Origin of the sequence: Bacillus marinisedimentorum (assembly GCF_001644195.2) — a bacterium.
GTDB lineage: Bacteria > Bacillota > Bacilli > Bacillales > Bacillaceae_O > Bacillus_BL > Bacillus_BL marinisedimentorum.
The window spans coordinates 128317-149061 of record NZ_LWBL02000040.1; the positions used below are offsets into that span (position 1 = coordinate 128317).

At 46.7% G+C, this 20745-nt stretch carries 21 protein-coding genes and 1 pseudogene; 18 read left to right on the forward strand and 4 right to left on the reverse strand.

Annotated elements, in window-relative coordinates; translation table 11 throughout:
* Window positions 1–32 precede the first annotated feature (32 nt).
* The 4 genes from A4U59_RS12055 to A4U59_RS12075 all read left to right on the forward strand — a co-directional run bounded on the left by A4U59_RS12055 (window position 33) and on the right by A4U59_RS12075 (window position 2794).
* Window positions 33–512, forward strand: coding sequence for a GlcG/HbpS family heme-binding protein (locus A4U59_RS12055; RefSeq protein WP_066173874.1), 480 nt, complete (start codon window positions 33–35; stop codon window positions 510–512).
* A 145-nt stretch (window positions 513–657) separates the two neighbouring features.
* Window positions 658–1254, forward strand: a complete 597-nt coding sequence (locus A4U59_RS12060; RefSeq protein ID WP_066173876.1) for a chromate transporter — start codon at window positions 658–660, stop codon at window positions 1252–1254.
* Window positions 1251–1781 carry a chromate transporter gene (locus tag A4U59_RS12065; RefSeq protein WP_066173879.1) on the forward strand — a complete coding sequence of 177 codons (531 nt, stop codon included), beginning with the start codon at window positions 1251–1253 and terminating at the stop codon, window positions 1779–1781. Before A4U59_RS12060 ends, A4U59_RS12065 begins: the two co-directional genes overlap by 4 nt.
* Before the next feature lie 329 nt (window positions 1782–2110).
* Window positions 2111–2794: a GntR family transcriptional regulator gene (locus A4U59_RS12075; RefSeq protein WP_066173885.1), complete on the forward strand. Its 684-nt coding sequence runs from the start codon at window positions 2111–2113 to the stop codon at window positions 2792–2794.
* Between the two features lie 285 nt (window positions 2795–3079).
* Here A4U59_RS12075 and A4U59_RS12080 read toward each other — a convergent pair whose 3' ends face one another.
* Window positions 3080–3832, reverse strand: a complete 753-nt coding sequence (locus tag A4U59_RS12080; protein ID WP_066173888.1) for an aspartate dehydrogenase — start codon at window positions 3830–3832, stop codon at window positions 3080–3082.
* A 185-nt stretch (window positions 3833–4017) separates the two neighbouring features.
* Here A4U59_RS12080 and A4U59_RS12085 point away from each other — a divergent pair, with 185 nt between their 5' ends.
* The 8 genes from A4U59_RS12085 to A4U59_RS12120 all read left to right on the forward strand — a co-directional run bounded on the left by A4U59_RS12085 (window position 4018) and on the right by A4U59_RS12120 (window position 10130).
* The gene (locus tag A4U59_RS12085; protein WP_066173890.1) at window positions 4018–4371 is read left to right on the forward strand and encodes a 2Fe-2S iron-sulfur cluster-binding protein; all 354 of its coding nucleotides are present in this window, start codon (window positions 4018–4020) and stop codon (window positions 4369–4371) included.
* Between the two features lie 73 nt (window positions 4372–4444).
* Entirely contained in the window at window positions 4445–4675 is a 231-nt protein-coding gene (locus A4U59_RS22020) for a hypothetical protein (protein ID WP_066173892.1), read from the forward strand.
* Window positions 4669–5205 carry a RidA family protein gene (locus A4U59_RS12095; RefSeq protein ID WP_245680546.1) on the forward strand — a complete coding sequence of 179 codons (537 nt, stop codon included), beginning with the start codon at window positions 4669–4671 and terminating at the stop codon, window positions 5203–5205. Before A4U59_RS22020 ends, A4U59_RS12095 begins: the two co-directional genes overlap by 7 nt.
* A gap of 442 nt (window positions 5206–5647) precedes the next feature.
* Entirely contained in the window at window positions 5648–5878 is a 231-nt protein-coding gene (locus tag A4U59_RS12100) for an excisionase family DNA-binding protein (RefSeq protein ID WP_066173894.1), read from the forward strand.
* Between the two features lie 1166 nt (window positions 5879–7044).
* The gene (locus A4U59_RS21760) at window positions 7045–7314 is read left to right on the forward strand and encodes a hypothetical protein (protein WP_169823955.1); all 270 of its coding nucleotides are present in this window, start codon (window positions 7045–7047) and stop codon (window positions 7312–7314) included.
* 354 nt (window positions 7315–7668) lie between these two features.
* Window positions 7669–8571, forward strand: coding sequence for a peptidoglycan-binding protein (locus tag A4U59_RS12110; RefSeq protein ID WP_066173899.1), 903 nt, complete (start codon window positions 7669–7671; stop codon window positions 8569–8571).
* Window positions 8572–8898: 327 nt separating this feature from the next.
* Window positions 8899–9498: an LPXTG cell wall anchor domain-containing protein gene (locus A4U59_RS12115; RefSeq protein WP_066173901.1), complete on the forward strand. Its 600-nt coding sequence runs from the start codon at window positions 8899–8901 to the stop codon at window positions 9496–9498.
* Between the two features lie 11 nt (window positions 9499–9509).
* The gene (locus A4U59_RS12120) at window positions 9510–10130 is read left to right on the forward strand and encodes a class D sortase (RefSeq protein ID WP_066173905.1); all 621 of its coding nucleotides are present in this window, start codon (window positions 9510–9512) and stop codon (window positions 10128–10130) included.
* 311 nt (window positions 10131–10441) lie between these two features.
* On the opposite strand, the gene A4U59_RS12125 is transcribed toward A4U59_RS12120, so the two are convergent.
* Window positions 10442–11674 (reverse strand): MFS transporter, encoded by a 1233-nt coding sequence (locus A4U59_RS12125; protein ID WP_066173909.1) that lies wholly within the window; start codon window positions 11672–11674, stop codon window positions 10442–10444.
* An 844-nt stretch (window positions 11675–12518) separates the two neighbouring features.
* Window positions 12519–12704 (reverse strand): annotated as a pseudogene (locus tag A4U59_RS20900) (biotin synthase BioB); the annotation flags it as partial.
* Window positions 12705–12875: 171 nt separating this feature from the next.
* On the opposite strand from A4U59_RS20900, the gene A4U59_RS12130 reads away from it, so the two are divergent.
* The 4 genes from A4U59_RS12130 to A4U59_RS12145 all read left to right on the forward strand — a co-directional run bounded on the left by A4U59_RS12130 (window position 12876) and on the right by A4U59_RS12145 (window position 16741).
* Complete coding sequence (locus A4U59_RS12130; protein ID WP_066173912.1) at window positions 12876–14711, forward strand: M6 family metalloprotease domain-containing protein; 1836 nt, start codon at window positions 12876–12878, stop codon at window positions 14709–14711.
* 133 nt (window positions 14712–14844) lie between these two features.
* Complete coding sequence (locus A4U59_RS12135) at window positions 14845–15078, forward strand: group-specific protein (RefSeq protein ID WP_066173913.1); 234 nt, start codon at window positions 14845–14847, stop codon at window positions 15076–15078.
* A gap of 105 nt (window positions 15079–15183) precedes the next feature.
* Window positions 15184–15927, forward strand: a complete 744-nt coding sequence (locus tag A4U59_RS12140) for an ion transporter (protein WP_066173917.1) — start codon at window positions 15184–15186, stop codon at window positions 15925–15927.
* 157 nt (window positions 15928–16084) lie between these two features.
* The gene (locus A4U59_RS12145) at window positions 16085–16741 is read left to right on the forward strand and encodes a GTP pyrophosphokinase (RefSeq protein WP_066173920.1); all 657 of its coding nucleotides are present in this window, start codon (window positions 16085–16087) and stop codon (window positions 16739–16741) included.
* A 232-nt stretch (window positions 16742–16973) separates the two neighbouring features.
* Here the strand turns inward: A4U59_RS12145 and A4U59_RS12150 are convergent, their stop codons facing one another.
* Window positions 16974–17720, reverse strand: a complete 747-nt coding sequence (locus tag A4U59_RS12150; protein ID WP_066173923.1) for a DUF4397 domain-containing protein — start codon at window positions 17718–17720, stop codon at window positions 16974–16976.
* Between the two features lie 149 nt (window positions 17721–17869).
* Here A4U59_RS12150 and A4U59_RS12155 point away from each other — a divergent pair, with 149 nt between their 5' ends.
* Window positions 17870–19405: an amidase family protein gene (locus A4U59_RS12155; RefSeq protein ID WP_066173926.1), complete on the forward strand. Its 1536-nt coding sequence runs from the start codon at window positions 17870–17872 to the stop codon at window positions 19403–19405.
* A gap of 247 nt (window positions 19406–19652) precedes the next feature.
* Entirely contained in the window at window positions 19653–20579 is a 927-nt protein-coding gene (locus tag A4U59_RS12160) for a cation diffusion facilitator family transporter (protein WP_066173928.1), read from the forward strand.
* The last annotated feature ends 166 nt before the right edge of the window (window positions 20580–20745 follow it).

Genomic DNA, 20745 nt, shown 5'->3' on the forward strand with positions numbered 1-20745 from the left:
TTAATAACGAGCCGAAAGGGGACCATCAGCAGATGAAAAAGGCATTGAAATTGGAACTTGAAGAAGCAAAACATATGATTGAAGCAGCCAAAACGAAATCAGAGGAAATCAACGTTCTTGAAACGATTGCGATCGCCGATGAAGGCGGTAACATCATCGCACTTGAACGGATGAACGGCGCGCGCATCACAGGGCCGGAAATCGCAATCGCAAAAGCATATACGGCGGCAGGGCACAAGCGCTCAACCCACCTTTTCAACAAGGAGCCGAACGGCCCGGTGCTTCCTGGGAATGAAGCTTTTGGAATCCAGCACATGCTCCCGGGTAAATTCGCGGTATTCGTCGGCGGGTTCCCGATCGTCGTAAACGGCGAAGTGATCGGCGGCATCGGAGTCAGCGGCGGCAATGGCGAGCAGGATATCGCCGTCGGTACGGCCGGTCTGAAAGCGTTACAGGAGTACTTGCAAAACGACGGTTATGAAGTGGTGACAGACGCAGATATTAAGAAATAACCAGTAAAGTGCAAGGTTCAAGTATACGAATTCTGGCTTCTCTTTAACAGAAGGGCACCGGCGGCATTATGTTTGCCGGTGCTTTTTCCTTCATTAAATAAAAATCTTAATACAGAAATAGATAAGGGGAAGAGGGTGGATAACAGTGAAGGCTTATATCAACCTGGCAGCCGGTTTTGCCCGAACAGGTGTCACCGGCTATGGCGGAGGTCCTTCCACCATTCCGCTGATCGAGTATGAAGCGGTCAAGAAATATGAATGGATGACAGAAGAAGAATTTGGCCAAACACTGGCCCTCGCGAACACGCTGCCGGGCCCCATTGCGACAAAAATGGCTGCATATATCGGATTTAAAGTAAAAGGCGGCGGCGGAGCGGCAATAGCAGTTCTTGCCCATATTCTTCCATCATTGATAGGGATGCTTGGCCTGCTCGGGTTTTTATATAAGTTCAGAACGTCACCGGTAGTGGCAGGCATGGTGGCAGGCGTCACTCCCATCATCGGCATTATGCTCCTGGAGATGGCATATAAGTTTGCGGATAAAGCGAGAAAAGGATTCGGTTTTCCGGCGGCAGCCGGCCTGTTTATCCTCTCGCTCATTGTGCTTGAATATTTCAAGCTTCATCCCGGCATCCTGATCGGTGCATTCCTGGCGGCAGCTTTCTTGATTGCGACGTTCAAAAACAGGCCGCAGCAGGCGATTGAGGAGATGGCGGCTGACCGGAAAGAGGGAGGCTTATGATTTACTGGGAGATCTTTTTGGCTTTTTTCATAGCGAATCTGCTTGGATACGGCGGCGGGCCATCTACGATTCCGCTTGTGCAAAACGAGGTCGTTAACCGTTATGGATGGATGTCGCTCCAGGAGTTCGGCGACCTTCTGGCAATTGCCAATGTGCTGCCCGGTCCGATTGCAACGAAAATGGCCGGATTCATCGGTTACCAGATGGGCGGGGTTTTTGGGGCGGTGATTGCCCTTGCGGCAACAATTCTGCCCTCGGCGCTGGCTGTTATCCTGCTGTTCAAATTTGTGAATGTATTCAAAGAAGCGCCGCAGGTTAAACTGATGACGAAATCGGTTCAGCCGATTATCGCTGTTCTTCTTGGCGTTCTTGCTTATCAATTTTTTCTTACGGCATTTGAAAAGAGCGGCATGTTTCATCTTGCGCTGCTCGCTGCTGCAGGGTTTTTAGCGATGAACAAACTGAAAGTCCATCCGGCGCTTGTCATTGTCGGAGGCCTATTTTATGGCGGAATCTTTTTATCCTGATCTTTCGAACATGCCGGGAATTCGGGCGCCCAGGCTGAAAAGGCTGCCGTTGAAAGCAAGAAGCGGTCCGGTCTGCCGGGGCCGCTTCTTGCCTTGTTTCAGAGCATCTGCTGTCCTGGAGGGGAACCGGCACAGAGGAGACCCTGGACAAAGCAGTGGAAACAATAGCCGGGATTTAACACTGGCACATTCATATATAACGGCAGCCTAAAACAAATTAGTCGGGTAATATCACCGCTTTTCTGATAGAATGTAAGGAAACAGACGGCAGAAATGAAGTTCGGCAGCTTAGATGTGCACGGGTAATATAACTAAAGAAGGTGTTAGTCATGAAATGGGCTGAAGACGAACTGCTATCGATCAGGGAGCGGGCCTATATTTATCTTAAAAACCTGATCCTTGAAGGGGAGTACGAACCGGGGGACAGACTGATTGAAAGGGAACTCGCCGACAAATTGAAAATCAGCCGGACGCCAATCCGGGAAGCCTTATTCAGGCTTGAATCGCAGGGGTTTGTCAAAACGGTTCCAAGAAAAGGAGTCATAGTCTCCAACATTTCGGAGCAGGAAGTGATTGAAGTGTTCACCATCCTGTCTTCACTTGAGGTTCTGGCTGCGAAGCTCGCCGCCCAGCGGATGGATGAAGAGACACAAAAGGAGTTTGACCGGCAGATTGCTGAACTTGAAAAACTCGAAGAACAAGACGAGGATAACTTCGAGCTCGAACATATCGAGATGAACCTGCTTCTTTACAAAGCCGCCAAGAGCCCTAAACTGTATGAAATTCTTTCCGGCTTGACGGACTATATCCAGATGTCCGCCAATATGGGATATGAAGCAGAGGGCCGCAAAAGGGAGTCTTTGAAAGAACATATTCAAATTATGAAGTCACTCAGGAATAAAGAGGCTGAACTGGCCGAATATCTAACGAAGATTCATATTGAGAACTCAAAGAAAGCTTATATCAGTTACGTGAACAAACGGAAAGGCGCGGAGACTGCGGATGCCGAATAAGGTGCAGAAAAAGCAGGGTGCCAACAATGAATTCCTGAGAAAACTGCAACCTGAATAGCATAGAAGAAAGCTCAGAGTCCAATGTGCTCTGAGCTTTTCCTTTTGTATGAGGCTTATTTCATTGAAGCACCCTTTCGGTATAAATAATTCATGAATATGATAGTACCTATTCTTGAGATTATCCGCTCCTTTCCGCTGCAGGGGATCACCGCCCGCCCCGCGGAAAGCGAGCCCCTGCAGCGGAAATCAACTCTTCCTGCGGGAACCTTGCGCATTTGTTCTGCTTCAAACTCCAATGACGACAGGTGGGGAGTAATCCCTTAAAACTTTATTTTGAATCTCGAATGTGACTTCACCGAAGAACCCTTTTGCAATAATCTGGTGCGTATTCCGCTTAACGGATGGATCGACGAGGACTTTTACTTTCGTCCTGTCAAAGCCGATGCCGGAAAGGCTGAGTGCCGCCGAGACATTTGTGCTTTTCGGGAACATCTTAGCCGATTCCCGGGCTGTACCTTCATATATGACAGCCGCATCGCTGATCGTATCGAGATTGACTTTTTCTTCCGCGATTGTCCCCCTCCAGGCAGCCGGCGGTTTTCTTGTTACAAGTGTCACTTCATCGAGTTCACTGAGAGCAGCAGCGGCTATGCGATCAAGCCCCCCGATGGCTGCAGACGGCATGATCAATTTCCGTCCGCACGATTCTGCGGCAGCGGTTATTCGTTCATACAATTCCTCATCTGTGAAGGCGCCGACGGATACAGTTATGAAATGGCTGCCGCCAATCAGTGCCTTCTCTGCAAATTGCCGGACCGCCCCGTGTCCCGCACTCTCAATAATAAAGTCATAGTCTCGATTGAAGAAACGTTCCGTGTCGTCAGTGATCAGTTCTTTTGGAGCACCGGCAGCCAGGTGTTTTTCTGCCGAATTGACAAGTATCCCATTTACCTGGACCGAACCGGCCTTCCCTTTACCGATATAGGAAAGCACATCTTTCCCGATTGCCCCGAACCCAATTAAACCTACAGAAAGCATACAATCTCCCTCCCGTGCTGTTAGATGTTTTTGGTATACCAAATAGTCTACCGAAAAAACCGCCTGTACGCAATAATTAACTGATAATAAGCAAAATATGAAATATTTATACTATTAGCATTGTCAGAATATTATTAATTTGGTATACTGTATTCCAACAAGAGAAATTAGAGGAGGATTTCAATATGCCGAAAATCAATTATTCAACAAGCGGAAAAATCCTTGAGGTACCGGAAAACTCAAATATTTTACGGATGTCTCTCCGTTATGACGGAGAACTGCCCAATCGCTGCGGCGGAGGAATTTGCGGAACATGTGTATGTAAAATAGAAGAAGGTGCTGAAAACCTTGATAAAGTAAAAGTGCAGGAACGCCGCAAACTTGGAGATGAATGGCTGGAAAATGGGTACAGGCTTGGATGCCAGACGTTCGTAGAAAATGGTGATGTCACGATTTCGTGGAATGAGGAAGTCACTTCCCAGGTGAAGAAGCGGAAACCGGAAAAAATCAAGAAGGGACAGCCGACAGCAGTAAAATAAATATTTTCAAGGGCCGTTTTGGGCGGATTGATTTGCATTATAAAATGTAAGGGTTTACAGAGGAGGAGAAAAAATGTGGGCTTGCAGGCAGCATGTTAAAGAAGCGTTGAGTGTGTTGGACATCCCTCATATCTCGAAAGCACCGGAAGGCATAAGCTGTTCGTTTTGCACAGAGCCGGCAGATGTAAACATGTATTATGCGCACAAACCTTCGAAAGGGAAACGGCAAATGCAATCCGTCTATATTAAAAAGCAGCCGTCCAAGAAGGAGAGTGGGAGGGCACTGGAGGCAGGAAGTTGGTAGACGCAGCCGGAAGCCGAAAACTGGAAGTTTCCGGCACCATTCCCTATGCAGGTAATCCGATCAAGCACGGTGCTGTTGAAGACAAGCTTGCAGCATCAGGCTATGAACTCCCGGATCCTCCTTCGCCTGCTGGAAACTATCTTGCTGCTATTCGTTCAGGACAACTGCTTTACATCAGCGGTGTAACGTGCAAATGGAACGGCAAACTGGAATTCAAAGGGAAGGTCGGCGAGGACTTCACTGTTGAAGAAGGATATGAAGCGGCAAGGATTACGACGCTGAATCACCTGGCGATCATCAAAGAAACGCTCGGCAGTCTCGACAAGGTCGCCCGGATCATCAAAATTACCGGGTACGTTAACTGTTCGTCAGACTTTACGGAGATTCCACAGGTCCTCAACGGTTCATCAGATCTTGCCGTCAAGCTGCTTGGCGAGGAGGGCAAGCATATAAGGTGCGCTGTCGGAGTCAATTCGTTACCAGGGGGAGCAGCGGTAGAGACTGATATGATAATCGAAGTGAATGACTGAAAACGTTAAGGCCGGCATTGCGGATGATCATCCGCAGTGGCGGTTTTTGGTTTTTCACTGTATTGGGAAAGTATGAAATGTCAGCAAGGAAGCATTTCGGCGCAGTGCCATTTTAAGAATGGGGCAGCCCGGCACTATTTTCGACTGAAAGGTTCCTAATCGGGGCGTTTTACATGAGGATCATATAATCAGGCTCTGTTATGGACGATTGTTGACAAGAATCCGGAGGCGAACTGCGACTATTGAGTGGAGAATGCATGGAGAGGCATGTCAGGAAGACGCCGGAATGCGAGTAGATTCCTAACTGAGGAATGCCCTTATATGAATAGCCAATTTGGACCTGGCAAGGCTCTTGCGAGAGGAATTACACCTTTATGAAAAACAGCAGTCTAGTATATAATGAAGAAACTTAATAATGAATGATCAGTAAGGACTGACTGCGATGTATCTCACTGTTAAAGAAACTGCCGAATATCTCTCGCTTCCTCCAGCCTATGTGGAAGCACTCATCCGCCAGCGCAAGATACGCGCTGTGCATGATGGCGAGCAATACCTCATCAACAAAGAACAGTTCAACTCCCATCTGGATCAAATGGAAAAATTGAAAAGGCGCATGGAAGAATTCCTGAGTGAACCGATTCCTGAGGACATTGATATAAAGGATGAAGATTGACTTTCTTCCCTGACATGGAAAAGAGGACTGAATGAGTTTTTAGCAAGACCAGCGTCTGTATCCAGGTGCCAGAAACGCGATTCTCTCAGATCGAAGGAATAACCGCTTTGTACTAAAGGGTTCGTTTTTACATAACTACTACGTAAAAGGACATTCGTTTTACCAATCAAATTGGCAAGGTGAAAAACATTGTAATTAGCAAGAGAATCCTGGAGGAAGAAAACACTAGAGTTCCCGCAGAAGGAAAATGGTTTGGGCAGTGGCCTGGATGCAGGGCAGTGAAGTGTGATTCAATGCCTGTATTGTTGCCTTTCCATCGTTTATAGGCACGGGAAATGGGGTTGCGTGCCTGTATTGTTGCCTTTCCATCGTTTATAGGCACGGGAAATGGGGTTGCGTGCCTGTATTGTTGCCCTTCCATCGTTTATAGCACGGGAAATGGGGTTGCGTGCCTGTATTGTTGCCTTTCCATCGTTTATAGGCACGGGAAATGGGGTTGCGTGCCTGTATTGTTGCCTTTCCATCGTTTATAGGCACGGGAAGTGGAGATGCGTGCCTGTATTGTTGCCTTTCCATCATTTATAGGCACGGAAAGCAGAGATGCGTGCCTGTATTGTTGCCCTTCCCTCGTTTATAGGCACGGGAAGCGGAGATGCGTGCCTGTATTGTTGCCCTTCCATCATTTATAGGCACGGGAAGCGGAGATGCGTGCCTGTATTGTTGCCCTTCCATCATTTATAGGCACGGGAAGCGGAGATGCGTGCCTGTATTGTTGCCCTTCCATCATTTTTAGGCACGGAAAACTTAATGCAGTGCCTATACTTAGATCCTTCAGTAGATTATAGGCACTGAGCTGGATGTTTTCTCTGTCCGCAACGGCATCAACTTTCCGTTCAAAAATGCAATGTTTAGAGATCAAAGTCCTTCCTTATTCCACAATCTTGCCCGATATTGAAAAACATTCTGATTTAATATACATCTCCACATCCTTTCACGATAAGTTGTGTCATCTTATATTAAAAGTAAGGAGCCCAATTTGGTGTCTAATTGGGCTCCTTTGTGTGCTGTTCTCTGTTTTAAACTCAATAACCGAACCTGTTATGCGGATATCGACTATTGCGTATGCTGCTAAGAAGGCGACTGGAGATTCTTCCCTTTACGTAAAAGTGATAGAATATTTAAAAAACACATTACTTTTAAACTATAATTATGGTATAAATAAGGTAATAAGTAAGAATTTTGTAATGCATGGCAAAAAACGCGGAGGTGTAGAGGTGAAACCTACTCAAAAGCCGGTATATTTCGATGGAAGCGGCTCAGCATCCAATCCTTCCGCCGGCCAATCGGCAGCAGGCACCCGTAAGGCAGCAATTACACCAGAAATGAAAAAGAATCTGGGCGGCAACCCGTATAATGGAACAAATATAAAAAAATAAAGCCCTTAAGAAGGCCACTGTATAAAACTCCGATTCATTATCGGGGTTTTTATTTTGGGTGCGGGCTGCATTATTTGTCATTGGTGATTTATAGTGACGACACATTTAAATACAGGAAGTTCGGGGTTGAAAGTGTCGAATCAAATAGATTTTGTCCATATATGGATAATGATGGAATCATTTGTTGATAATTGCATTTTATATAACAAAAACTGGAGTTTCTGTAATAGGAACGTAACGGACTTGTTATTCCATCGAAATTGCTTTGTTATATTCTCCTAGTACAATACGAATCAGGGTTAAAAAACATACCAAGTGTGTTTAAACCAATTATTTAAATGGGGGTATACGAACATGGTATCTAGCAAACACATCGTAAGGAAGGTCGCAACGACTACTGCACTGGCTGGAATGGTATTCGCTAGTCCCGTCGTATCAGAAGCCGCACTTGGAGATCAGACACTATCGTACGGAGAAAAAAACAAGGATGTTGTGGAACTTCAGGATGCATTGAAATCTAAAGGATTTTTCAACTTCCATACATCTACTGGTTATTATGGCGATATTACAACAGCTGCGGTAAAAGAGTTTCAGGACAAGCACGGACTGGCAGTTGATGGAATCTTCGGACCAAACACATATGACGCATTGATGGACGTAAATGAAGGACAAGCTTTACGCACACTTGTTATGGGTGACAGAGGCCACCAGGTTAAAACGTTACAGGAGAAACTTGGCGGTTACTATGACTTTCACGATGACGGCATCTTTGGACCGATCACCCTTGACGCAGTCAAAGCATTTCAGCGTGATAAAGGGTTAGCTGTAGATGGTATTGTCGGTAAAAATACCTGGGCTGCACTAAACGGAAAAACTGTAAAAACAGTATCAGCCCCTGCTACTACTACTAATACCCAGGCTTCAACATCTGAAACCACTTCAACGTCTGCTCCAAAGCACGCTGATGCCAAGCAGCTTACAATGGAAGCAACGGCATACACAGCATATTGTGCAGGATGCTCTGGTGTGACAGCGACCGGAATTGACTTGAGAAGCAATCCGAACCAAAAGGTTGTAGCGGTTGATCCGGATGTCATCCCGCTCGGATCCAAAGTATACGTTGAAGGATACGGCACAGCTATTGCCGGCGATACAGGCGGCGCTATCCAGGGCAACCGGATTGATGTCTTCATCCCGAATAAAGACGATGCTATGGCATTCGGCCGTAAAACTGTGAATGTAACAGTACTTGATTAATAGAATATAGAGTGAAAGACCACCCGTGCAGGGTGGTTTTTTTCTGTGCAAAAGAGCGGAACAAGTATAGAGTTCGAACTGTTCTGATGCGGAATTAGAGCAACGATAGCATCCCCCTGCCTAAAAAAAGAGAATCATGAGGTATATCACTCCGCGCCCAATATAATTCAAAGGGACACATCCTCATCCCAAAAACCTGTCTAATCCAAACTGCTTTCCCTTCTGTAACCCCATAGTAATAATACAGAAAAATCTGAAATAACCCGTTTACTTTTGAAATACAGAAGGAACAGAAGTAATAGATCATTAAATAAGGAGGAATTTCATTTGTCTAAGAAACTTGCTTCACTGCTGACAGCGATGTTCCTTGTATTTGGTTTTTCGGGTGCGGTTCTTGCAGAGAATCATGGTGAGCCGCCGGTGGAAGAGCTTGAGAAGAAGTTTAAAGATTGGGTGATTCAGGATGCTGATGAGGATCATAAAGTGAAAAACTTCGATTCAAAAGAAGAGTTCAAAAGTAAGTTGGCGGAGATTATGGCAATGGATGTGGCGGAGTATATCGTCAATACCTGGTATTACGAAGAAGACGGAAGTCTTTATATCATCCCGAAGGATGGCCCGATTTTCTTGAATATGGAGAAAGACTACATATTGGAGGAGAAAGGGGAGAACGAATACAAACTGACACAAGAGGCTGAAAATACGCTAAGGGGCCGGTATACACTGACGATACAGTATCTGAAGGAAGATGGAAACTGGATCATCTCTAATAGAAATGGTGTGGCAGATAATGAAGGAACGGGTTCGGAGAGCGGCGGTGAGCTTCCCGAAACTGCAACTTCCCTGCCGATGACAATGATGGCCGGAGCAGCTGCCATGGCTGGCGGCTTTGCTATCCTATTTTACAGAAGACGTTCTGATGCTTAACGGTGAATAGGATGAAAAAAATCGGATTGCTTCTGGTGGCTGCCGGCGGGCTGGTTTTGCTGTGGAGCGGGTTTTCGTTTTGGGAGCAGAGCCAGGCCGCCCGCCATCATCCTGAGGTAGTAAGAGAAACGTATGATGGATGGGATAATAAAACAAGACAGCAGACAATGGCCGGACCTGAAGAAAAATTTACATCAGATGGACCCGACTATGAAAAAGGGGAGCAAGTTGCCCGGTTATCGGTTCCGGTAATCGGAAATGAGTATGATGTCTTCTGGGGGACGGATTCCGAGACGCTGAAGCAGGGAGTCGGCATGTATGACAGCAAGTGGACGGTTTCTCCTGCGCAAAGCGGACATGTTGTGCTGTCAGGGCATCGCGACACCGTATTCACGGGGCTTCAGGAGATGGAAGAAAATGATCGGATTTATGTCACTTACAACGATGAGGTGTATGAATACCAGGTTCGTAACATGTGGATTACAGATAGTGAAGACAGGTCGGTCATCGTGGAAAAGGAGAAACCGACGCTGACCCTGACGACCTGTTACCCGTTCGACTATATCGGCAGTGCACCGGACCGCTTTATCGTACAATCAGAACTTGTTTCGAAAAAACCAGTCCATAAGTGAAAAAAAGATGGCACCAGCACGGTGTCATCTTTTTTCTTTGTTAAGAAAAGTGTAAAATTTTTGCGTTGTAGTTTAAAAAGCCAGGAGCCAGTCATCCAGCTCCAGGCGCCAGCGGCTATCGTCATAAGCGGTGATCCCCTCCGGGAGGAAAGAGCACCTCCCTGCGGGTACCCCCGCTTATGCGTACGCCGCTAAGCGGGCGCCTTGCGCTTTTGTTCTTACATTAGGAAATTGTCAGTTCGGCCAGCAGCCGAGGGGCACCTGCGTCCCTGTCTTCGCTTAAAGCCTCGCCTATTTGCGAGGTTTCTTTTTTACGCATGCCATTCCGATACCTTTTCGTCTGTCGGCAGTAAAAACGTCAGCAAACCAAGGAGCGGCAAAAAGGCGACAGTCGCCATTGTCGGTGTCAGTCCGAAAGCATCAATAAACGAACCGAGGACAACGGAGCCGATTGCTCCCATCCCGAAGGCCAGCCCGACGATCAACCCGGACATCATACCGATTTTTCCCGGCAGAAGCTCCTGTGCATAGACAACGGTCACTGAAAAGCTTGACATCATGATGAGCCCGATAAATGCAAGCAATCCGTATGCGAGAACAGGGCCTGCATATGGAAGGAATAAGGCAAGCGGGGCGGCTGCGGCAAAAGAAAGCAGGATAATGGTGCGTTTACCGAACCTGTCCGCAAGCGGGCCGCCTATAAAGGTTCCGACCGCTCCCATTACAAGGAACAGAAATATATAACTCTGTGATTCCCTGATTGAAGCACCGTATGAATCCATTACATAAAAAGCATAGAAGTTCGAAATGGCGCTGCCGTACCAAGTACGGGCAAAGACGAGAAATACGAGGACGATCAATGCGTAAGCAATGGGCCGGGTCACAGCAGAACCGTTTGCTGCGGCCTGGTTTCCAGCCCTTTTTAATGTTGTTTCGACGAGGCGTGATGAATACCACCTGGCGATATACATTAAAAGGATGACGGCAATTGCGGCAATGAACGTGAACCAGATGGCGCCGAATTGGCCGAGCGGCACGAGGATCAGTGCGGTGATGACCGGTGCAAGCGCCTGCCCGGAATTGCCGCCTACCTGGTATATCGACTGAGCCAGTCCGCGCCGCGGCCCTGCAGCCATATAGGCAACCCGCGATCCTTCCGGATGGAATACGGCTGATCCCAGGCCGATAAAGATGACACTGATTAATATGATGCCGAAAGACGGTGCGAGTGCAAGTGCAAGAATGCCGATCATGCTGCTGGCAAGCCCGATCGGCAGGGCATAAGGCATCGGCCGTTTATCCGCGAAGTAGCCGACGGCAGGCTGCATGACCGAAGATACCATATTCAATGAAAAGGCGATCAAGCCCAGCTGGGTGAAGGTCAATCCCATCGATTTTTCCAGGATCGGGAACATTGCCGGAATGACCGACTGGATCGAGTCATTTAAAAGGTGGACGAATCCGATGATAAATAAAATATTATAAACGGTTGCCTGCGGCTTTTCCTGCTCGATTGGCTTGCTTTTTGCTGAAGTAGCGGACATGTGAGTCTTCCTTTCCATCAAGCGGTAGTCTGTACCTTCTATCATATTTTTAAATTGAAGTGAATGGAAGACCAGAGAGGGATTTTGCCAAGTCTTTTTTCAAAGGGGTCTGGTTAATTATCTCCCGATTTGTTTCGAGTGTTAGGGGGCAACCATCTTCAGCGAGTGAAATCACGATGAACGAAATTGATAGTAAACTTTTGCACTCTATAAAGAACAAAGCAGAATAATTATAAAAGATAAGGAGATTACTTTATGAATAGAGATGTAATTGAGTTCCTATTTAACTCTGATAAAAAACATAACAAAAAGCCAAGTGTAAAAGAATTAATTTTAACTTTTTCTTTTGTAGTTATATTAATTGTGAGCCCTTTTGTTTTCGATATAAACATGGCGAAACGGTAAAAACGTTTACCGGCACCTCCGTTGTGAGATTAGCATGACAGCTGAGAAATTGGAAAAGGCGAGCCGGAATGAATCCAGCTCGCCTTTTAATGTTATTTGAATCTTCCACAGATCGTGTGTTCAGCGCGGCTTTTGCAGCTCCGCAACGTTGAGCGCTTCATAGCCTGCACGCTTGAACATTCCATTTATGAAAACCTTTTTTGCCGCGGTTTTTCATTCTATAATGTCGTTTGGTGTTACTTAAACGACGTAAGCCCTGCCTCTCTTACATCCTTGCGGCTCCGAAGCCGCGCCAGTGTGATTAAGCATTTCATTTGAGCGAAAGACATCTATAGAACGCCAGATATCTTTTTCAATGGACGTTTTTTAGGTCTGGGTGAATAACAATAGTTAATATTACTACATGATTAACGTTGTGTCAACAGATTTTGCAAAGAAATCACAGTGCCGCTTCCTCAATTTCAAAGCCGGCATCGCGGATCATGTCATGGTCCTTTGATGCCTGCTGGCCTTCAGTCGTCAAATAGTCGCCCATGAAAATCGAGTTAACGGGATAGAGGCCGAGCGGCTGCATGGATCTCAAGTTGTATTCCCGCCCGCCGGATATGCGGATTTCCTTTGACGGAGCGAAATTGCAGTTAGAGGGTGAATCTTTTATACCAAACTAATCTAGTCATTTTTTATCAAAAAATTGCGGAAATAGTCAGATATTAATAGTTAAATCGACTCTTACAAAAAATGTTAATTGCATGTAATATTTAGAAAAATCAAGAAATATTTTTTAGGGGGAGACAACATGCGTAACGTTTTATCAACAACAGCCCTATCGCTTGCGCTTGCAGGAAGCGTTGCATTCAGCGGCGTCCAGGGGAGTGTATCGACTGCTCAGGCAGGAGCTGAACCGGCTGGATTCAGCGTGCCACACCAGGTGAAGGCATCGCCGGAACTGGTTGAACAGGCAAAAAAGGATGGCGTGAAGCTGTCTGAACATAATGCAGTAACAAAAATGCTGAATAACAAAGGAGTCAAGTTCCAGGAGGCGGGCGACAACCATGTCACATATAAAGCGACTGGCGACACTCAAAATATGCTTGTATTCCTTGTGAAATTCGCTGACGGCACAGCGCCAAAAGGGGCTCCAGCTGAACCGGTTGACGCAGAATATTTCCAGGATTTGATTTTCGGAGATTCCTATAATCCTTATGAATTGGAAGAGTTCAAGCAGTATGACGGTCCAGATGTTCCGAAGGACCGCACGATGCAGAACATTTACAAGGAAAACAGCTATAACTCTGTCACACTAAAAGGGGACAGGCTCGAGAAATGGGTAGAACTGCCGGAGACTGCCGATTATTATCTCGGACAGGACAACGGTGATTTCGATAACTCTCATGGATATGCTCATATGGGAGAACTTGTGTCAGACTTGATCGCCCAGGTTGACGGCGAAATTGATTTCACGAAATATGCGGTTGATGGAAAACTTCCAAATGTGTTCATCGTCCATGCCGGAACTGGTGCAGAATGGAGCCGCGATCCGGCACAAATCTGGTCTCACAAATGGGACTTGCCAAGCGCATTGTTCTGGGGCGAATATTATAAGACTGGTAAGCTTGATTTTGCAGATGCAAATGGCGACGGCAATGTCGATGCACAGGAAGAAGCAGAATGGATGGCTGCAAATGAATACAAGTGGACCGCTGATGGTGTGGAAATCGGCACGTACGGCATCCAGCCGGAGCTTGGCGGAAACATCGCGGGCTATAATTACAAAACAGGCGGATACGAAGACGCGAAGAAAACAGGTCCATACCCTGCGCAGGCGGGCGTATTCTCCCATGAATTCGGCCATGTCATGGGATTGCCTGATTTCTATGATACAGACTACTCATCTGAAGGCGTCGGCGACTTCTCGATGATGGCGGGCGGCTCCTGGATGAGCTATCCAGCGACAAGCTCAGCGTATTCCGGCAACTCACCGACAACGTTCGATCCGTTCTCCAAAGTGTTCCTTGGCTGGGCTGATCCGATCGATGTGAAGCCTGGTGAAAAGAGAACGATCACATTGCCGCCGGTTAATCAAGCTGAGGCGGACAACGGCATCGTGAAAATGGAAGTCCCGGGTTCAAACGGAACAGAGTACTTCCTGTTTGAGAATCTTCAGCAAGTCGGCATCAATAAAGGTCTCGGCGAAATGGGCGAAGATGCCCACGGCCTTGTCGCATGGCATGTGGATGAAAATATCATCAGCCTGTACCAGACTGCCGGCCAGCGTGTAAACAATGTTGAAAACTGGATGAACAAGCGCTTCCAGGCAAACCAAACGAAAACGGTCGCGGATGCCGACGGAAATCCGTTTGACATCACACATTACGGTTTGTCCGTACTGCAGGCTGACGGCAAATACGATCTTGAGAAGTACAATAACCGGGGCGATGCCGGCGACTTCTTCCAGACAGGCGATAAGCTGACGCCGAATACGGATAAAGTCCATACTGGCTCTTACTACTTCTGGAAGGGCAACAGCGCAACACCGGCTGATTCCAGCATCCATGTGACAGACATAAAGGAAAACGAAGATGGAAGCCTGACAGCTACGTTCTATTACAGCCACGACAGTTCTAAAAAGTAATGAAATTGCCCCGGCAGCGACAATAGCTGCCGGGGTTTTCCATGAAGAAATAAGTATTCTTTTACCTTAACCAATGTAACTGAACGGAAAATGTTTTAAAATGGTACTAAACGCCGAAAAAGGAGGCACTTAAATGGGAAAATGCAATATCGACCATTCAAAAGAGGACGTTGTGCAAAAGTATCAATCACAGGAGGAATTCCTGCCGGAAGATATGAAGCCGCTGTTCCAGTCATATTTTGAAAAGAATCAATCACAGGAAAGCTTGAATGAGGTTTTTCATTTATTGAAGAAATATGACCTTGCGGATGAGCAGGAAAAAGCGGATCGGAATGAGTCGTTATATTCTTATTTAAAACAAAGCTGATAGAGAAGTGCGCCCTGAAGAGCCGGGGCGCACTTTGCTTTTTATCCAGCAGTTGAAAGGGTATGGATGATAGAGAGCGTATCATTTTGCCCGGGAGCTGGTTACATGCAGAAACTGATTAAAAAATCGATGATATATGAATTGTTTATGCTATTTCTTGCCTTCATTTCGATTTCAATGATCTGGGTGGAGTCGAAAGCTGGTTTCTATATCGATTTAGTTGTATGGTTCATTTTCCTTGTTGATGTCATTTTACGGGTGATGGGAGCCAAAAATAAATGGGCGTACATCAAATCTAATCCGTTTGATATTATTGCGCTGCTTCCGTTTGATTCCATTTTCCGCCTGGCCAGATTTGCGAGGTTCTTCAGAATTGTCCGCATCCTGTCCATGTCTTCTTATTTACTGAGGCCGATTTCCGGCATTTTAAATACAAACGGTTTGCGGCGCGTTATTGTGGTTACGATGGTGACGGTCTTTTTTTCATCCATTCCGTTCCGCTTCATCGAGCCGAAAATCGACAGTTTCGAAGAATCGTTATGGTTCTCCACTAAAGTGACATTGAAAGGAATCGGGGAATCGGGTACGCCTGAAACGCTTGTCGGCAGGCTGCTGGCATTAATGTTGATGTTTTTCGGGCTGGGCTTGACGGCCATGATCACCGGTTCCATCGCCACTTACTTCATTACGAGAAAAAAAGAGAAGAACCCTACGGTGGAATTCATCCAGAATCAATTGGACCGCTATAAAGATCTGGATGATGCCGAGCTTGATTCGCTCGCCCTTTTGATACGGGAATTGAAACAAACAAATCACGATGAAGGGAAAGACAGCTCATCTGCTACGTGAAGAGGGATTGCCTGGCAATTGCCAGGCAATCCCTATGAAGCCCTTTTGTGAAGGGTTTTAATTTCTTGTTTTATAATTGTCCCGGTTTCTTCAAATTTAATTAACATTGGCGTGGTACACTGAATGTGCTGATCGATGATGAAGAGGTGAAGAGGCAGTGCAGCAGGTACTTGAAAAAACATTCAATGAATGGAAGAACTTTTTGATTATTTATAAATTTGCGCTGGATGAGATTAATACAAGATTGAAAATCTTGAATGAAGAGTTTCAGTTTGTCCAGAAGCATAATCCGATTGAATATATCAAGTCACGGATTAAAACACCGGAAAGCATTGAGCAAAAGCTTATACGGAAAGGTCTCGCCATCACAAAAGGAAACGCGCGTGAACATATCCATGACATCGCCGGTGTCAGGGTAATCTGTTCTTTCGCATCTGATATTTACAAAATATATCATGTAATCGGAAGCCAGGATGACCTTCATATTCTAGAGGTAAAGGATTATATCAAACACCCGAAGCCGAATGGCTATGAAAGCTTGCACTTGATTGTTGAAGTGCCTGTTTTTCTATCTGACCGGACTGAAAAAGTGAAAGTTGAAATCCAGATCCGCACAATCGCGATGGATTTCTGGGCAAGTCTCGAGCATAAAATCTATTATAAATTTGATCAGGCTGTCCCGCATCATCTGACTGATGAACTGAAAGAGGCTGCGGAAATGGTTCATTACCTTGATCAAAAAATGAAACGGATCAAGGATGAAATGGATGAATTTAAAAAGTGGGAAAGGTTCCAGCATGAAAACGATCAGTGACAAAAATCCCTGTCGGCTTTTGGGCCGGCAGGGACTTTTTTGTCTGTTAAGGAAATTATAAATTTTTTGCGTTGTGGATAAAAAGCGAGAAGGGCGTCATCCAGCTCCAGGCGCCAGCGGCTATCTGCATAAGCGGGGATCCCCTTCGGAAGGAAAGGTCACCTCCCTTTGGGAACCCCCGCTTATGCATACGCCGCTAAGCGGGCGCCTTGCGCATTTGTTAATGTTCCGATTAAGGCTGCAAAATCAAAGCTTCAACACCGGGACTTCCGCCTGCGAAGCCGACTGCGGCGGCTGTATAAGCTTCATCTTTGCGCAGAGTGACATCAGGGATGGTTTTGACAACATTTTTTGTGCCGGCAATCCGGACTTCCAGATCTGCGGTTGTCGGCGGCAGTTCCAGATAGTCTGATGTCTTGCCGAATGAAATGTTTCTGAACAGGACGTCGCCGCCTTTTACAGCTATATCGACAGCAGGTGCGTCCGGTGATAAGTGCCAGAACCTGACTTTGGTCATTCCTTCCTCGATGCGCTGGTTGTCGACAGCCGGAATCAGCCTGAGGTTAGACGCATCACCCGCCGCAGCAACGGTATACAGGGTGGCCGGCTGAAGTGTCACGTTTTGGGACAGGATCGGGCGGACTGTCTGGCCGGAACGGAAGATGTCGATGCGATAACGGCCAGGTGAAACGGTCATGTAGTCACTAAAATCTTTGTAAGAGACGTTTTGAAGAATGCGGTTTCCGTTCGCATAAACATCGACAGCAGGCGCGTTAGGCGATGCGTGCAGCACACGAAACATAGCTGGTTCCTGCTGCCTTTGTCCGTGCATTCCGCCCATCAGCTGCTGTACGCATCTGAAATGCTTCTGGTAATAATGGATGTGCCTCGCAGGGTCAATGTATTTGTAATAGTCCGCCATCATGTGATATTTAAGGCATTTCAGGACCATTTTGTCTTGCGGATTATTCGGATACATAGTTTCACTCCTTAATATAAATGTCCGCTTTAGCCTATGCGGAAAATGCGGAAGTGGAAACTTGTCCTGCGTTGAAGAGCGAGGCAGGAGGAAAACGGAATGCCATTCTAGAAATGGAAGTAAACGGAGAAGCGGGGGGATGGCATTAAATGGGGGATTCATCGTATTACCTGAAAAATGACGCTCTGGGATTGGCCCATTTGCTGAAGACGAAACAGGTTAAAAGAGAAGAAGTGACCGAAGAGGCGATCAAAAGGATAGAAGCACTCAATCCCGAGTTAAATGCAGTTATACGGACAAGGTACGATGAAGTGAAGACTGCGGCCGAATCACCGGAAAATGAAGGGATGTTTGCCGGAGTCCCGATGCTGCTGAAGGATATCGCCCAGGAGCTCGAAGGCGAGCCGGCGACATCAGGTTCGAAATCACTGCAGCAATACCGGGCCGGACAGGATTCCGCTTTTGTAAGCAAGCTTAAAAAAGCGGGCGTCACTTTTCTCGGACAGACAAACGTTCCTGAGTTTGCCCTGATGGGAATAACGGAGCCGAAGCAATACGGGCCCACAAGAAACCCCTGGAACACCGGGCATACCCCGGGCGGGTCAAGCGGCGGTTCAGCTGCAGCGGTGGCATCCGGGATGGTGCCGATTGCGGGGGCGAATGACGGCGGCGGTTCCATTCGCATACCAGCTGCATACACCGGGCTCTTCGGGCTGAAACCCACGCGGGGAAGGACGCCGGCAGGCCCGCGCTTCGGCAGGCACTGGCAGGGGGCTTCGGTAGACCACGTCCTCACCAGGACTGTGAGAGACAGTGCGGCCATGCTTGATGCCGTTAAAGGCGCTGCCAAAACCGATGCGTATCATGCTCTGCCCTTTGATGAATCTTATTTGCAATGTGCCCTGACCCCTCTTGATAAAAAGCTGAAAATCGCATTTTCCGTCGATTCACCGCTGGGTGCGGATGTCCACCCGGAGTGTAAACAGGCTGTGTTCAGAACTGCCGAATTGCTTGAAGAAATGGGCCATAATGTCGTTGAAAAGAAAGCGCCCGCGAACGGAAAAAAGATTGCCGCGAGTTATTTGACGATGTACTTTGGGGAAGTGGCAGCGTTGCTCCGATCCCTTGAAGCAGACCTTGGACGCAAGCCTTCCCGCACGGATGTCGAACCGGTGACATGGCTGCTGGGCTTAATCGGAAAGGCGACAAGTGCTGAAGAATTTGTGCTGAGCATGAGAGAGTGGGATATTGCCGCTTTCCAAATGGAAACGTTCCATGAAACGTACGACCTGTATATGACCCCTGCAACTGCTTATCCACCAGCGCGGATTGGCGAACTGGAGCCATCTTCGGTTGAAATGGCACTGGTGAGAGCTGCCGGAATGCTCAACGCAGGAAAACTGTTGAAAAAGACGGGTGTTGTCGAAGATATTGCCGAAAAGAATTTAATGAGAACCCCGTTCACCCAGCTTGCAAACCTGACCGGCCAGCCGGCAATGTCAGTGCCGCTCCATTTGACGGAAGCCGGGCTGCCGTCCGGTGTCCAGTTCATGGCAGCGAGGGGACGTGAGGATTTGCTCTTTCAGCTTGCAGGTGAGTTGGAAAAGACCTCGAACTGGGTAAGTGTCACGGAGGAACTTATTTTAAAAGCGGATGCAAAGCAGCACAGTTTGGCCCACATGTAAAAAAGAAAATGGAATAAACAGTCATATCGGTATGAACGCTCAAGGGTCAGAATCTTTTGGGCGTTTTATTGGTTAATGGGCATTTATGTATGGAGGAATGCGGTATAGACCGTATGGTGAATAGGCATGATAAAAAGGATGAAAATGATACCTATTATCAATTGGTGTATAATTTTATCAATTAGTTTGATGAATTTTAACTATATGTTATAATTAATTATAATTATTATAAAAAAGAGGGGTTAGCATGGGCGATTATGATTTCCATCATTTGAATCACGTGAAAATCCAGCACAAATCGAAGAAAGCACTATGGATCACATTGCTATTGACGCTATTTTTTACGATTGTTGAAGTGATCGGCGGCTTGCTGGCGAACTCACTGGCTCTTTTGTCTGATTCTGCTCATATGGCTTCAGATGTCGCTGCTCTCGGATTGAGTATGACTGCCATCTATCTGGCAACGAAGAAGCCCAATAAGAAATTCACATTCGGCTATCTCCGCTTTGAAATTTTAGCTTCCTTTCTTAACGGGCTTGCTCTTGCCGTAATCGCATTTTTCATATTCATCGAAGCTGTCAAGCGGATGATCACACCGCAGGAAATTGAACTGGGGCTCATGCTGACGATCGCTGTTATCGGGTTGATTGTGAATATTGTTCTTACAATTGTGCTGTCGCGCAGTACGAAAGAGGAAGAGAATTTGAATATCAAAAGCGCACTCTGGCACTTTATCGGAGACTTGCTTAACTCTGTCGGCGTCATCATATCGGCGGTCTTGATTTTTTTCACAGGCTTCACCATCTTCGACCCAATCATCAGTATGGTAATCGGAACTGTCATCCTGATTGGCGGTCTCAGAATTTTACGGGAGTCCTATTATATTTTGATGGAAGCGGTACCCGAAAAGTTCGATCTTGATGCGATCCGCGCGGACATTATGGAAGTGGAAGGGGTCCGGGATGTCCATGAAATGCATCTCTGGACCGTCACATCCGATCACTACTCGTTCACAGCCCATGTCTTTTTGCGCGAGGAAATCGAGCCGTTGACGGCGGTTTCGTCAATAAATAAGCTGTTAAAAGAAAAGTACAATCTTCACCATCCGACCATTCAAGTTGAGCATCCTGAAGTGAATGATCATGGAAGTTATGGAGAAGGGTTTCAGTTTTAGTCCTTAGATGACCATGGACAGTTTCGAAATTATCGATTTGTCCTCTTTGCCACTCGGATACGGTGAAAAAGAACCATGCTTTAGAAGCATGGTTCTCAGGCTGTCGAGAAAGTCTCGGCAGCTTTTATTTATTTTTCAATCTTTAATAAATCACCGCGTTAATTTA

Bases quoted from the DNA above. Each gene is read 5' to 3' on its own strand.
- A4U59_RS12065 (WP_066173879.1), top strand. From the start codon at position 1,251: ATGATTTACTGGGAGATCTTTTTGGCTTTTTTCATAGCGAATCTGCTT.
- A4U59_RS12140 (WP_066173917.1), top strand. From the start codon at position 15,184: ATGCAGAAACTGATTAAAAAATCGATGATATATGAATTGTTTATGCTA.
- A4U59_RS12075 (WP_066173885.1), top strand. From the start codon at position 2,111: ATGAAATGGGCTGAAGACGAACTGCTATCGATCAGGGAGCGGGCCTAT.
- A4U59_RS12085 (WP_066173890.1), top strand. From the start codon at position 4,018: ATGCCGAAAATCAATTATTCAACAAGCGGAAAAATCCTTGAGGTACCG.
- A4U59_RS12130 (WP_066173912.1), top strand. From the start codon at position 12,876: ATGCGTAACGTTTTATCAACAACAGCCCTATCGCTTGCGCTTGCAGGA.
- A4U59_RS22020 (WP_066173892.1), top strand. From the start codon at position 4,445: ATGTGGGCTTGCAGGCAGCATGTTAAAGAAGCGTTGAGTGTGTTGGAC.
- A4U59_RS12055 (WP_066173874.1), top strand. From the start codon at position 33: ATGAAAAAGGCATTGAAATTGGAACTTGAAGAAGCAAAACATATGATT.
- A4U59_RS12100 (WP_066173894.1), top strand. From the start codon at position 5,648: ATGTATCTCACTGTTAAAGAAACTGCCGAATATCTCTCGCTTCCTCCA.
- A4U59_RS12110 (WP_066173899.1), top strand. From the start codon at position 7,669: ATGGTATCTAGCAAACACATCGTAAGGAAGGTCGCAACGACTACTGCA.
- A4U59_RS12150 (WP_066173923.1), bottom strand. From the start codon at position 17,720: ATGTATCCGAATAATCCGCAAGACAAAATGGTCCTGAAATGCCTTAAA.
- A4U59_RS12080 (WP_066173888.1), bottom strand. From the start codon at position 3,832: ATGCTTTCTGTAGGTTTAATTGGGTTCGGGGCAATCGGGAAAGATGTG.
- A4U59_RS12155 (WP_066173926.1), top strand. From the start codon at position 17,870: ATGGGGGATTCATCGTATTACCTGAAAAATGACGCTCTGGGATTGGCC.
- A4U59_RS12120 (WP_066173905.1), top strand. From the start codon at position 9,510: ATGAAAAAAATCGGATTGCTTCTGGTGGCTGCCGGCGGGCTGGTTTTG.
- A4U59_RS12135 (WP_066173913.1), top strand. From the start codon at position 14,845: ATGGGAAAATGCAATATCGACCATTCAAAAGAGGACGTTGTGCAAAAG.
- A4U59_RS12125 (WP_066173909.1), bottom strand. From the start codon at position 11,674: ATGTCCGCTACTTCAGCAAAAAGCAAGCCAATCGAGCAGGAAAAGCCG.
- A4U59_RS12160 (WP_066173928.1), top strand. From the start codon at position 19,653: ATGGGCGATTATGATTTCCATCATTTGAATCACGTGAAAATCCAGCAC.